The sequence below is a fragment of the Stenotrophomonas sp. STEN013 genome, assembly GCF_056760355.1.
In genome coordinates this window covers 1-14,675 of the sequence record NZ_JBRREO010000004.1, presented here as the reverse complement: position 1 = coordinate 14,675, position 14,675 = coordinate 1, and the positions used below count along the sequence as shown (strand labels likewise).

6 protein-coding genes are annotated in these 14,675 nt (G+C 68.3%); 5 read left to right on the top strand and 1 reads right to left on the bottom strand.

Annotation, left to right across the window (positions count from 1 at the left end; genetic code table 11):
• Positions 1-26 precede the first annotated feature (26 nt).
• From ACVOMH_RS09850 to ACVOMH_RS09830, 5 genes are all read left to right on the top strand, one after another.
• Entirely contained in the window at positions 27-5,912 is a 5,886-nt protein-coding gene (locus ACVOMH_RS09850; protein ID WP_481551841.1) for a putative Ig domain-containing protein, read from the top strand.
• A 607-nt stretch (positions 5,913-6,519) separates the two neighbouring features.
• Positions 6,520-7,872 (top strand): surface lipoprotein assembly modifier, encoded by a 1,353-nt coding sequence (locus tag ACVOMH_RS09845; protein ID WP_481551840.1) that lies wholly within the window; start codon positions 6,520-6,522, stop codon positions 7,870-7,872.
• A gap of 9 nt (positions 7,873-7,881) precedes the next feature.
• The gene (locus ACVOMH_RS09840; RefSeq protein ID WP_481551839.1) at positions 7,882-9,741 is read left to right on the top strand and encodes a FecR family protein; all 1,860 of its coding nucleotides are present in this window, start codon (positions 7,882-7,884) and stop codon (positions 9,739-9,741) included.
• Between the two features lie 10 nt (positions 9,742-9,751).
• A complete protein-coding gene (locus tag ACVOMH_RS09835) occupies positions 9,752-11,965 on the top strand; it encodes a CHASE2 domain-containing protein (protein ID WP_481551838.1) in 2,214 nt (737 codons plus the stop codon).
• A gap of 37 nt (positions 11,966-12,002) precedes the next feature.
• A complete protein-coding gene (locus ACVOMH_RS09830; RefSeq protein WP_481522577.1) occupies positions 12,003-12,350 on the top strand; it encodes a DUF3307 domain-containing protein in 348 nt (115 codons plus the stop codon).
• A 6-nt stretch (positions 12,351-12,356) separates the two neighbouring features.
• On the opposite strand, the gene ACVOMH_RS09825 is transcribed toward ACVOMH_RS09830, so the two are convergent.
• Positions 12,357-14,198, bottom strand: coding sequence for a patatin-like phospholipase family protein (locus ACVOMH_RS09825; RefSeq protein ID WP_481551837.1), 1,842 nt, complete (start codon positions 14,196-14,198; stop codon positions 12,357-12,359).
• Positions 14,199-14,675: the final 477 nt, after the last annotated feature.

Genomic DNA, 14,675 nt, shown 5'->3' with positions numbered 1-14,675 from the left:
GGACTTCCGGGGAAACTTAAATACACATGCTTTCGAAGCTTCTGATGCGTCGCCGCGGCGATCGCCCGTTCCCGTTCGGCTTCCCCTTGCTGTTGTGCAGCCTGGCATTGCTGTGGCCCGCGCTGGCCAGCGCCCAGCACACCTCCGGTGAATGCCCGGCCCAGACGGCGACGGTTGTCAGCGGCGGATCGGTCACGATCAACGTTTCCGACTGCGAAGTCTCCAGCGGCTTCGGCGGTATCGGCGCCATCGATGGCGGCAGTTTCGGCACCCCCGATTTCGAGGACTACGGCACCGCTGTGCTCCGGCAGACCGGTGGCCAGTGGTTCCTGGACTACAGCAACAATGGCTCGGGTGCCGGTTCGACCGATGTTTTCGAGTTCGCCGATGGCTCGCTCGATGGTATCGGAGACGTCCAGGTGAGCATCACCATCACCCCGGCCACCTCGTCGATCGTCGTCTCCCCCAGCGCGCTGCCGACGGTGACCGCCGGCACCCCGTTCTCGCAGACGCTGACCTCCTCCGGCGGTCTCGCACCCTACACCTACAGCCTGCAGAGCGGCACCCTGCCGGTTGGCGTGAGCCTGAGCAGCGCCGGTGTCCTGAGCGGGATGCCGACCCAGCGCGGCGCCTACAGTTTCAGCGTGCGCTCGACGGATTCGACCACGCCCACCGCCCAGTACGTCGACAAGGGCTACACCGGCACCGTCCAGAATCCGAGCCTGAGCCTTGGCACCGGCAGCGGCACCGCCATCCAGGGTGTGGCGTTCACCCAGACCCTGACCACCAATGGTGGCGTCGCCCCCTATACCTACCAGCTCGAAACCGGCAGTCTCCCGGCCGGCATCACCCTTTCCAGCGCCGGCGTGGTCAGCGGCACCGCCACCGCGGCCCCCGGCAACTACCCGGTCACGCTCCGCGTCACCGATTCGAGCACCGGCCCGGGCAGCTATTTCGAGCTTGAGACCTACACCCTCACTGTCAGCCCGTCGCCCAGCGTGAGCATCGCTGTATCGCCGGCGTCGGTCAGCGAGGATGGCGCGACCAACCTCACCTACACGGTTACCCGCAGCCTCAACCTGACCTCGCCGACGGTGGTCAACATCACCACCACCGGTGCCGCCACCGCAGGCACCGACTACACCGGCAGCGTCGCCACCGTGACCATCCCGGCCGGCGCGACCACCGCCACCATCACCATCGACCCGACCGTCGACGACACCGTCGAACCGGATGAAACGGTCACCCTGACCGTTGCCGCAGGCGCCGGCTATACCGTCGGCGTCCCGGCCAGCGCCACTGGCACCCTCCTCAACGACGACGTGCCGAGCGTGACCGTCACGGTGTCCCCTGCGTCGGTCGCCGAGGATGGCGCACCCAACCTGGTCTACACCTTCACCCTGGACCAGGCGGCGTTCTCGGCGCTGTCGATCAACTACACCGTCGGTGGCACCGCCACCAACGGCACCGACTACGCGACCATCGCCTCGCCGCTGGTCATCCCGGCGGGCAGCACCACCGGCACGGTCACGGTCAACCCGACCGCGGACGTGACCATCGAGACCGACGAGACCGTCATCCTGACCCTGGCCGCCGGCACCGGTTACACGGTCGGCGTGCCCAACAGCGCCACCGGCACCATCCGCAACGACGATCTGCCGACCCTGACGATCAACGACATCCTGCTCAACGAAGGCAACGCCGGCACCACCAACTTCACCTTCACGGTCAGCCTGGACCAGCCCGCCGGCCCGGGCGGTGTCAGCTTCAACATCGCTACCGTCAACGGCAGCGCCACCGCGGGTACCGACTACATCGCCCAGTCGCTCACCGGCCAGACCATCCCGGCCGGCAGCAGCACCTACACCTTCACCGTGCTGGTCAACGGCGACCTGCTGGACGAAAACACCGAAACCTTCTTCGTCAACATCACCAGCGTGACCAACGCGGTTGTGTTCGATGGCCAGGGCGTCGGCACGATCCAGAACGACGACCCGATGCCGAGCATGTCGATCGATGACGTCACCGTCGCCGAGGGCAACAGCGGTACGACCAGCGCGGTGTTCACCGTGACCCTCAGCGCCGCCAGCAGCCGGACCGTCACCGTCAATTACGCCACCGCAGACGGCACGGCCACGCAGCCGGCCGACTACACCAGCACCAGCGGTAGCCTGACCTTCACCCCGGGCCAGACCACCCGCACCATCACCGTGCCGGTGATCGGTGAGACCGTGCCCGAGGCGAACGAGACCTTCTTCGTCAACCTGAGCGGCGCGACCAACGCGACGATCAGCGGCAACCAGGGCGTCGGCACCATCAGCAACGACGAAGTGCCGGTGACGGTGAGTCCGGCGACAGTGCCCAACGGCACGGTGGCGGCAGCCTACAGCCAGGCGCTGGGCGCCAGCGGCGGCGCCGCGCCGTACAGCTACGCCGTCACCGCCGGCGCGCTGCCGGCCGGCCTGACCCTGTCCCCGGCGGGTGTGCTCAGCGGCACGCCGACCGCCGGTGGCACGTTCAATGCCACCATCACCGCGACTGACAGCAGCCCGTTCCCGGGCCCGTTCTCCGGCTCGCAGGCCTACACCGTGACCATCGCGTCGCCGACGATCTCGCTGCCGGCGACCACGCTGGCGGACGGCACGCTGGGTACGCCGTACTCGGCCACCATCACCGCCGCCTCGGGGGGCACCGCGCCTTACAGCTACGCGGTCACCGCCGGCGCGCTGCCGGGCGGGTTGACGCTCAATGCCTCGACCGGCGCCATCACCGGCACGCCGACGGCGCATGGCACGTTCAACATCAGCGTCACCGCCACCGACAGCAGCACCGGCACCGGCCCGTACACGGCGACGCAGGCGTATGCGCTCACCGTGATCGACGCCCCGCCGGTCGCCAACCCGGTGTCGCTGACCGTCGCCTACGACGCGGCGGCCACCAGCGTGCCGCTGAGCCTGTCGGGCGGCGCGCCGACCTCGCTCGCGATCGCGACCCCGCCGGCCCACGGCACGGCACTGGTCAGCGGTACCACGATCACCTACCAGCCAACCGCCGGCTACGCCGGTCCCGACAGTTTCACCTACACCGCGGCCAACAGCGGCGGCACCTCGGCACAGGCCACGGTGAGCGTGACCGTGCAGGATCCGGTGATCACGATCACCCCGGGCGGTGGTTTTGTTGCCACGGTGGGTGTGTCGTACACCCAGACTTTCACCTTCAGCGGCGGTGCGCCGCCGTGGTCCGCCTTCCAGGTCAGCAACCTGCCAGCCGGCCTGTCGGTGACCGGTACCACCGCCAATACGGTGACGGTGTCGGGCATGCCGACCCAGGTGGGCAGCTTCAACCTGAATGTCTTGGCCACCGACAGCAGTACCGGCAACGGTCCGAACACGGCGGGCCAGGCGTTCACGCTGGCGGTCGCCGCACCGACCCTGGCGCTGGCACCAGCCTCGACCACCTTCAACCTGACCTACGGCACCGCCTACAGCCAGGCCTTCAGCGCAAGCGGTGGTGCCGGTCCATACACCTACACGGTGACCGGCACCCTGCCGCCGGGGCTGACGCTCAACGCCGGCACGGTGTCGGGCACGCCGGCGCAGCCGGGTAGTTACACCGTGCAGATCACCGCGACCGATGCCGGCACGACGGGGACCGGTGCGCCGTTCACCGTGCAGCAGAGCTACATCTTCAATGTGTCGGCGCCGACCGTCACGCTCGCCCCGGCGACGCTGCCCGATACCACTGCCGGCCTGGCATACAGCCAGGCGCTGAGCGCGACCGGTGGTGTCGCCCCCTACGCCTTCACCGTCACCGCCGGCAGCCTGCCCACGGGTACGGCACTGTCCGCGGCCGGCGCACTGTCGGGCACGCCCACGGTGGCGGGTACGTTCAATTTCACCGTCACCGCAACCGACGCGTTCGGCCAGAGTGGCTCCCAGGCGTACGCGGTTGTGGTAGCGGTGCCGACCCTGACCCTGACCCCGGCGACGCTGCCGGGCGCCGTCGCTGGCACGGTCTACTCGCAGGCGTTGACCATCAGCGGCGGTATCGCGCCGTACACCCCGACGTTGACCGGCACGCTGCCGGCCGGCATCACCTTCAATGCCGCGACCGGCACCTTCGCCGGCACGCCGACACAGGCGGGTACGTTCAACCTGGGCGTGACCGTCACCGACAGCACCGGTGGCACCGCGGCCACGGTCGGCAATGCCTATGTGTTGACCGTCGCCGCGCCCAACCTGGCCCTGACCCCGGCGGCCGGCGCACTGCCGGGTGGCACCGCGGGCAGCGGCTACAGCCAGACCTTCGCCGCGAGCAACGGTATCGCCCCGTACACCTATGCGGTGAGCGCCGGTGCGTTGCCGGCGGGCCTGGCGCTCAACGCCAGCACCGGCACGCTGAGCGGTACGCCGACGGTCGCCGGCAGTTTCGGCTTCAGCATCACCGCCACCGACAGCACCACCGGCAGCGCCGGTACCGTCACCCATGCCTACACGCTCGCGCTGTCGGCACCGACGATCGTCGTCGATCCGGCGACGCTGCCCAATGGCCTGTTGTTCGTGCCGTACCAGCAGGCCATGGCCGGTGCCGGCGGCACCGCGCCCTACACCTATGCGATCGGCACGGGTGCGCTGCCCACGGGCGTGAGCCTGGCTGCCAACGGTGTCCTCAGCGGCACGCCGAACGTGGCCGGCGCCTACGCGTTCACCGTGCAGGTGACCGACGCGCTGGGCTTCAGTGGTACCCGTGCCTACACGGTCAACATCAATGCGCGCCCCGATCCCAGCCAGGATCCCCAGGTCCGTGGACTGATCGAAGCCCAGCAGGCCACCAGCCGCCGGTTCGCGGAGGCGCAGACGATGAACGTCCTGCGTCGCATGGAAAGCCTGCACCGGCAAACGGATGGGCGTGGCTTTGCCAACCAGTTGAGCATGTCCTTCAACAGGGCCTGCGTCCCCGACCTGCAGAATCCGGACGAGCGCAGCTGTGCGGCGATGCCGGTTGGCGGACCTTCCGGCACATACGATCCATCGGGTACTACGATGCAGGGAACCGCGAACGCCCGCGAACGCGGAGGCAAGGGTGGGCTGGCGCTGGGAACCTGGGTCGGTGGCAGCGTGCGTTCGGGCAATGTGGATGCGCGTGCCGGACGCGATGCGTTGGATTTCGAAACCGATGGCCTCAGCGCAGGCGTGGACTACCGGTTCTGGCCGTCGCTCGCGGCGGGTGCCGGCGCCGGCTACGGCCGCGACCGTACCGACGTCGGCAATGACGGGGCGCGGCTGGATGCCAAGACCAAGGTGGCGTTCCTTTACGCCAGCTACCACCCGGGGCAGGTGTACTACCTGGATGGCATGGTCGGCTTCCAGCAGTTGGACTACCGGATGGCGCGTGCAGCCGTCAGCGGTACCAACCTGCATGGCCAGCGCGATGGCAGCCAGTGGTTCGGGTCGCTGACCTTCAGTGGCGAATTCGGTGGCGATGCCCTGCTGTTCTCCCCGTATGGACGACTGGACCTGGCGCGTACCGCACTGGATGCCTATGCCGAGCAGGGCGATGCGGTCTACGCGCTGCGCTACGACCGCATGGACTTCGACAGCAACAGCGGCACGCTCGGCCTGAGGATGGAGTTCCGCAGGCCGACCACGTGGGGCCTGCTGCAGCCGCAGCTGCGGGTGGAGTATCAGCACGACTTCAGCGCCGACAGCTTGGCCCTGCTGCAGTACGCAGACGGCTTCGGACCGGTTTACCAGGCGGATTTCAACGGGTTCGACCGCAATCGCCTGGTGATCAACCTGGGGAGCGTGTTCCGCACCGATGATGGCTGGAGCACCCGCCTGGAGTACCGCGGGATGTATGGCAGCGATGGCAAGGACCATGGGGTGTCGATGAACCTCGAGAAGGCGTTCTGACGCCAGCGCGGGCGGCATCAAACTGCCGCCCGCCTTGCCGGCATCGTCGTTGCCGCAATCCTGCAGGGGACGGCCTTGCCGGCGCATTGATGGCTCGGCGGCACCGCCCCGTGCATTTGCACGGCAAAGGCTGGAGCGGCGCCCGCCCGGGATTGGCAGGTCGACCCGGGTGCATCGCGGTGGATGCATCACCCGCCGGATTTCCGGGCCCCGGCACAGCGGGCCGGGTAACCCGCCCGCACTTCGCGTTTCGGCCAGCTGCGTTTCACTGCACGTCGGCCATCATCTGCGACGCACCGCGCGATGAATTGCCCATGGCTCCGCCCGTTTGCCGACAGCCGCGGGCCGAGGGGGCGCCGTGCAAGATGTCGCGTCCTGACCCGCCGCCGGGCCTACATGGCGTCCATCAGGCGGCCGGATGAGCGGGGCGTCGGCCGGGCTCTTACGCCGGTTCCCTACACTCCGCGCACGCTGCGCCCTGCGCTGTCGGCCGACAGTGGTTGGAGCGCGCGGTGGGGAGGTGGATGTGAGCAGGACACGCATGGGGGGACAGTGCCGCCGCCAGGCAGCACCGGTATCTGCAGCACGCAGGGGGCGAGCGCGGACGGTGTTGCTGGCGGCAGCGCTGTGCTGTGTTTCAATCGGCACCAGCTGGGCGCAGCACCGTTCCTACAACCTGCCGCCCTCGGTGCCGGCCGCCGAGGTGCCGCAGCTGGAGGAGCAGCGTCGCGCGCTGTTCCAGAAGATCCTCGCCAACCCGGCCGATGTCGATACCGGTTTTGCTTACGCGGTGCTGTCCACACGCGTGGGCGACTACGAAGCGGCCATCGGCACCTATGAACGTCTGCTGGTGCAGCATCCGGCCACGCCGCGGCTGCAGCTGGAACTGGCCGCGCTGTACTTCCGGCTGGGCGCCTATCCCCAGGCCCGCACGCTGTTTGACGCGGTGCTGGCGCGGACCGATACGCCCGAGCCGGTGCGGATCAAGGTCGAGGGCTATCTGGCGGTGATCGATGCCGGCAAGCGGCAACGCAGCGGGTTCTCCGGGCGCGTGATGCTCGGCAGCCGCTGGGAAAGCAATGCCAACGCTGCGCCGGATGTGAACTCGATTTCCCTCAACGGCCTGGATTTCCTGCTGTCGCCCGAGTCGCGTGCGGCCAGCGACCTGAGCGGCCAGCTGGGGGCGAATCTGCGCTACCGGCATCTGCTGTCGCGCCACGGCGACCGCCTGGATGTGTCGCTGGGCGGCTCGGGCAATCGCTATCGCGAACTGGACCGGCTCGACAGCCAGGTGCTGGAGCTGCGGGTGGGGCCGGATTTCTCGCTCAGCCGGCTGGGACTGCGCGATGCGCGCCTGTCGCTAAGCGCGGTCACCGGACAGATGTGGCTGCAGGGCGCGCGTTACATGCAGTCGGATGGACTGGCGCTGGCCTACCGGCAGCCGGTTGGACGCGAGGCGGCGCTGGCGGTGAACCTCGACTACCGCGATGAGCACTACACCCCGCCACCGGCCCAGGCCAGCGCGGCGGAGTTCTCCGGCCAGCGCTATCGCGCCAGCGTGAGTTACACCCGCCAGCACGCTGCCGACTGGCAATGGGTGATCGGCCCCGGTGTCGAGCGCCGTGAGGCACGCGCCGGTTACAACGCCTACTGGGAACCGCGGCTCACTGCCGGCCTGAGCCACCGTTTTGCCGCGCCAGCTGCTGCTGGCCAGCAGTCCTGGACGCTGGCGCTGCTGGGGCAGGTGGGCCGCCGCCGCAATGACGCGCCGATGCCGGTGGTGGACCGGCGCCATGTGCAGAAGGGCAACGAACTGATGCTGCAGCTGGTGCAGACCATTCCGCTACGCGACAGCTCCGAGCTGCAGTTCTTCGCCGGCTGGCGCACGGTGCATTCGAACTACCAGATCCGCGATTACAGCAACCGCTTCGTCGGGTTTTCGCTGACACAGAGCTTCTGAGGACACGACATGGCGGCCAAATATCTTCCGGTGATCGTCCTGCTCAAGGCGGCCGTACTGTTGCCCCCGGCGTTCGCCCAGCAGCCGCAGGTCGGCGTGACCGCCGCGGTGTCGCCGGCGGCGCGCAGCCAGAGCGGAACCGCCGCCATGCGCCAGGTGCGGCTGGGCGACCACGTGCTGCGCGACCAGCGCTTCGAGACCGACGACAAGGGTGCGGTGCAGATCCTGCTGGCCGATGGCAGCAGCTTCACCGTGGGCCCGCGCTCGTCGCTGGTCATCGACCGCTTCGTCTACGACCCGGCCAAGGGCAGCGCCCGACTGGCGGCCAGTGCCAGCCGCGGCATCCTGCGGTTTGTCGGAGGAGCGGCCTCCAAAGCCAAGGGCGGTGTCTCCATCACCACCCCGGTGGGCACGGCCGGCATCCGCGGGGCGGTGGTGGATATGCTCATCGGCGATCGGCTGCGCGTCGATCTGGTCTATGGGGATCGCATCGATTGGACCGGCAATGACGGGTACTCCGGCAATCTGAGCCAGGCCGGGACGTCGATGGTGGTCGGCACGGATGGCCGGGCCACTTACCGGGGTGATCTGCCCCCGCTGTCGCCGGGAGCCGTTCCCGACTCGCCCAATCCGCCGATGGGCGATGCCGAAGGGCTGGACGGCAATCCCAGTGGCCTGGCCGGATTCAGCGGCGCGCCGATGGCGATGGATCCGGCCGACCGCAGCCGTACGCCAGAGCAGGTCGGTGGCGGCAGCACCCCGGACAGCGACGAGCTGACGTTGGCCGCCACCTATGGCGACATCGCAGCCGTGCCGGAGCCCGTGCCGGAGCCCGAGCCGGAGCCGGAGCCGGAGCCCGAGCCCGAGCCCGAGCCTGAGCCTGAGCCGGAGCCGGAGCCTGAGCCTGAGCCGGAGCCGGAGCCGGAGCCGGAGCCGGAGCCGGAGCCTGAGCCTGAGCCGGAGCCGGAGCCGGAGCCGGAGCCGGAGCCGGAGCCGGAGCCGGAGCCGGAGCCGGAGCCGGAGCCGGAGCCGGAGCCCGAGCCCGAGCCCGAGCCCGAGCCCGAGCCGGAGCCGGAGCCGGAGCCCGAGCCGGAGCCCGAGCCTCCGTTGCAAACGCTGACAGGCACGTACAGTGGCTTCGCGTCGAGCTTCAGTGGTGGCCGTGCGGCCCTCGGCGGCAGCGCACAGCTGGTTTTCGATGTGACCGCCGGAACGTTCTCCGCGCGCATCGCACCGATGCAGTGGGAGGGTGCGGCCTACGAGGTCGTCGATGGCCAGTACGTGTCCAACACCGAGTACGGCGCCAGCAACAGCTACGGCACCCTGCAGGTGGCGGTCGAACCGGCGTTGCTGTGTGACTGCGACTACCTAAGCTGGGGCCACTGGGAGGCGCTCGTGCCCACCAACGGCACCGAGTACAGCGCCGAGCACGGCTACTGGATCGTGGGCAACGTCACTCCCGCTGCGCAGCTGCCCACCGATATCGTCGCCAGCTACAGCGGCCATGCGCTCGGAGCGGTGAGCGATGGCGTCTCCGATACCCGTACCGTCCGGGGCGACTTCAGCGCGACCGTGGATTTCGCCACCGGCACCGGCAGCCTCCAGATCAGCAACTTCGATGGACGCACCTTTGGCGACCGCAATCTGGATATCAACACCATGGCATTGCCGGGCACACCCGATGGCGCCTTTGCGGGAAGCCTGATGGACGACCAGAACAGTTCGCTCAGTGGCGGCTACAGCGCCGGTTTCGCCAGCGATGGCGAGGACAAGGCTGCGGCGATGTTCGGCACCTTCCAGGTCGAGGAGGGCGAATGGTCGGCCAGCGGTATTTTCGGCGGTACCCGTGATGCCGGCGCTGCCAAGTGAGCGGCGGTCGATGATCAGAGCGGCAAACGCGCGGCCACTGCGCCCGGGCAAGGCCCGGCTGTTCTTCGCCGGTGTGCTGGTACTGCTGCTGACACTGGTGGCGGACGTGGTGCTGCGCGATGGCCTGGCGCGACTGTCGGACCTGCTGTTCGATGCCTTCCAGCGCAGCGCGCCGCGCACGGCTTCGGCCGACCCGGGCGTGGTGGTGGTGGATATCGATGAGGCCTCGCTGCAGCGGGTCGGCCAATGGCCGTGGCCGCGCGACCAGATCGGGCAGCTGGTCGACACCGCCGGCCAGCTGGGCGCGGCCGCCATCGCTTTTGACATGGTGTTCACCGAACCCGATCGCACCTCGCTGGGGCCACAGCTGCAGCGGTTGCGCGCGCAGGGGCTGGATATCCGCCTGCCGCCGCAGCTGGCGCTGGACAACGATGCGCTGTTCGCCGCGGCCATCGTCCGTCACCCCGTGGTGATGGGGGTGGCGCCGGCCGATGAAGTCGGCCGTGAGCTGCCACCGCCGCTGGCCGGGCTGTCCTTTGCCGGGACCGATCCGCGCCAGTACCTGCCGGCCGTCCGGGGCGGCCTGTCCAATCTGCCGGTGCTGACCGCGGCCGCCAGCGGCCTTGGCAGTTTTTCGTTTCCGCCGGCCCACGACAACATCATCCGTTCGATGCCGCTGGTGACCGCGGCCGCGGGCCAGCTGTATCCCGGTCTCGGTGTGGAGGCGCTGCGCGTGGCGCAGGGTGCGTCGGGCCTGGTATTGCGCTCCACCGATGCCAGTGGCGAACGCGGCGGCGGGCCGCTGGCGCTGATGTCGGTGAAGGTGGGCGCGCTGGAGTTGCCGGCCTCCGGGCATGGGCATCTGCGCCTGCATTACTCGGGCATGCCGCACATGAGCGTGATTCCGGCATGGCAGCTGCTGCAGTCCGACGCGGCGAGGTTGGCGGCCAAGGTGGAGGGGCGCATCGTGCTGGTGGGGACCTCGGCGATCGGTCTGCGCGATATCGTCGCCACGCCTCTGGCGTCGGCCGCGCCGGGTGTCAACGTGCATGCCGAGCTGATCGACCAGGCCTTGAACCAGCAGTTCCTGCAGCGCCCGGACTGGGCGCGCGGTGCCGAGGTGCTGGTGGCGGTGCTGGGCACGCTGCTGTTGTTGCTGGTACTCAACGGCAGTCGTCCGCTGCTGTCTTCGGCGGTGTTGCTGGGATTGCTGGTCGCGGTGCTCGGCGGCGCATGGTGGGCGTACCGCCGGCACGCCTGGCTGCTGGATCCGCTGCCGGCCGTGCTGTGTCTGTTGGCGGTGTTCCTGACCCTGCTGCCGACGTTGCTGTTCATCGGCAACCGGGAAAAGCGCTTCGTGCGCTCGGCGTTCGGGCGATACCTGTCGCCGGCGCTGGTGGAGCGGCTCTCGCACGACGCCCAGGCGTTGAAACTTGGTGGCGAGAGCCGCCCGATCACCGTGCTGTTCTCCGATATCCGTGGCTTCACCGCGCTGTCGGAAAACCTGTCGCCTGACGCACTCACCTCGCTGCTCAACCGCTATCTCACGCCGATGACCGATGTGCTGCTGGCCCATGAGGCCACCATCGACAAGTACATCGGCGATGCGATCATGGCGTTCTGGAACGCACCGGTGGATATCGCCGCGCATCCGCGCAAGGCGTGCCTGGCGGCACTGGGCATGGTGGCCGCGGTGGATGCGCTCAACCGTGAAAGTGGCGTGGCGATCCGCATCGGGATCGGACTGAATACCGGCGAGGCCTGCGTCGGCAATCTCGGTTCGCAACAACGCTTTTCCTATTCGGCCATCGGCGACACAGTCAATCTGGCCTCGCGCGTGGAGGGGTTGACCAAGTTCTACGGCGTCACGGTGCTGGTCACCGGGGCGGTGAAAATGCAGGCCACCGATCTGGCCTTCATCGAAGTCGACCGGGTCCGGGTGGTGGGGCGCAGTGAGCCGGTGGTGTTGCATGCGCTGCTGGGAAATGCCGACCTGGTTGCCGACCCGGCATTCCAGCAGTACGCGCAGGCGCATGCGCACATGCTGGCGCGGTACCGTGCGGCCGAGTTCGATGCGGCCGCTATGGCGTTGCAGGTGCTGCGCGAATTCCCCGTCGCCGCCTCGCTGGCTGCATTGCATGACCGGTATGCGGACCGGCTCGAGCAGTTGCGGGCTCAACCGCCGGCGCAGTGGGATGGCATCTTCACTGCCACCGCCAAGTAGTGCCAGACTCCAGACCTAGCCCGAGCCGTGTGCGCAGATGGCCCCCTACGACATCCTCCAGACGTTCCTGCTGTTGATCCTCGGCCATGCGGTGGCCGATTACCCGTTGCAGGGCGAATTCCTGGCCCGAGCCAAGAGCCGCTTTTCGCCGATGCAGGGTGTGCCGTGGTACCAGGCGCTGGGCGCACATGCGGTGATCCACGGCGGCGCGGTCGCGCTGATCACTGGCAGTCTGCTGCTGGGCGTGCTGGAGACGGCCAGCCATTGGCTGATCGACGACCTCAAGTGTGGCCGCCGTATCAGCTACAACCTGGACCAGCTGCTGCACGTGCTGTGCAAGGCGTTGTGGCTGGGCGGATTGCTGGTGTTCGGGCCGCTGCCCTGAGGGTGGTCAGTCCTCGAATTCGGGCATGACTTCACCGCGCTGCCAGGCCTGGATGCCTTCCAGGCCACCGGCCTTGTCCAGGAAGCGGCGCGTGTACTCGTAACCGGCCTGCTCCTGCGCGCGGCCGAGTTTGAAGTTCAGCAAGCCCATGCCCGGCACGGCCGGCGGTTTGAGCAGCAGATCGCTGCCCAGCCCTGTGCCGCGCAGCATGCGCCCGGAGGTGATCTGCATCGAACGTGCCGCCACTTCGCCCAGACGCGGGAAGTCATCGTCCCTGCGCTGCCCGCGCAGCAGCTGCCAGGCCAGCGCCAGCCGCGAGGGCACGCGCTCATAGGCGCTCTTGACCTGCCATTCGTTGCCCGGAGAGAGCATCGAGACCATGTTCGGACCGCTCTTGATCGCGCGCATCACAGAGATCGGCACGTTGTTCATGACCCCGCCATCGACCAGCACCTGGCCCTGCGCGTTGATCCATGGCGGCAACGCCACCGGGATCGCGGTGGAAATGCGCAGCGCGTGCCGGGACAGCCCGTGCCGCACCACCTCCAGTTCGTTGGTGGAGAGGTTGGCGCCGACCGCGAAGAAGTTCAGTGGCAGGTCTTCCAGGCGTGAATCACCCAGCTGGTCCTGCATGCAGGCATCCAGATGGCGGTGATCGAGCAGGCTGTACCAGGGCAGGGTGAAGCGCCCCAGCGCCTTGCGCTTGATGAAGAAATGCTCGTAGTCGGCCAGCATCGCATGGGCGTCGTCGCCGGCCGCGTAGGCGTGGGCAACCACCGAGCCGATCGAGGTGCCGCCGATGATGTCCAGCTCAACGCCGGCTTCGCCCAGGGCGCGTAGGGTACCGATGTGCCCGGCCCCCAGCGCGCCGCCGCCGCCGAGCACGGCGCCCAGCGCCCGTCCGGTCAGCAGGCGGGCAACACGGCCGAAGTCACCTGGCCGGTCCAACGCGACATGGTGATGCAGGTGCAGCGCACGCCCCTGCAGCCAGTGCCGGGTATGGGCGATGGCCGTGCCGGACTGCTCCCGCCACAACAGCAGGCTGGTCTGGCGTGGGCGGAACAGAGGGGCGGCGTAACGCTCCAGCTCGCCCAGCGCCACCGGGCCGGCGTTGGCTTCATCCAGCCGGCCACACAGCAGCAGGTGGTCGCAGTGACGCAGCGCGGCGCGATCCCATGCCGGGTTGCCGTCACCACTGACCAGCAGCAGTGTGCTGCCGCGCTGTTCCTGCCCCCCCAGCCACTGCGACATCAGGCGCTCATCGTCCGCGGCCACATCGCCAGGCAGGTCACGGGCGCGCAGCACGCAGACGCGGCTGCCGCTGTCGCGCAGCGCCTGCACCAGATCGGCCACCAGTGATTCGGGTACTGCCGACTGGCCGGCCGCACACAGGCCGACAGCATCGGCGATGCGTGGTGCCAGCGCCGATGCGGCGGCGGTGGTGGCTGCCAGCCGTCGCCCCAGCGTGCGCAGGATCGACTGGATGAAGTCCGGTTGGGCCGCCGCCAGGCGGTCAAAATTCTCGCGGCTCAGTTCCAGTACTTCCGAATCACGGCTGGCCACCACATCGGCAGTGCGGCTCAGGCCGCCGAAGAACGCGATCTCCCCGACCGGCTCGCCGGCACCGATCTCGGCCACCAGATGCCGGCCATCGAGCAAGACCTCGAAGCGCCCACGCAGCACGTAATAGACGTGGTCGGCGCTGTCGCCCTGGCGCACCAGGTGTTCGCCCTTGTGCAGCTCCACCCGTCGCATCTGTGAAAGAACGCTATCGCGCTGCGCCTCGGAAAGACCGCTCACCAAGTCGGGAGGTGACGCGGAAGTGGCGATGTCCACGGGTGTACTCATAGGAAAAGTGGGGCAGGTTGACTGGGCAGTCTCGCAGCGCGGGAGGGAAATACGGAATGACCGGACCGCAACGATACCTGCGCGGCGGTGTTGTCACCATCGGCCCGATGCACGCGGATTTTCGCCGTTTCCATCGCGGTCCGCGGCGTGTCGTGGATTGTCGTTGTTGCGATTGCGCGATACCGGTTCGAAGCGGCGCTGGCGCGTCCTGTGCCAACGGGGTTCAGGCGTGTCGTTTACTCTTTGTTCCCCCTTGTTCTTCGCTGCCGGTCGCCTCCACGACCGGCGGGCCACGAAATCGCGTATCCGCCCATGCCCCTGTCGCCCATTTCCACTACCCGTTACGCCGCCTCGCTGCGCCTGTCCGTCGCCCCGATGATGGACTGGATCCACAGTCCTTAAAAATATATATAATTCAGTGACATGTGGTGTTTTATGTTTCTAATGTTGCACTTTCGTGGCATGTGGCAGGTGTTT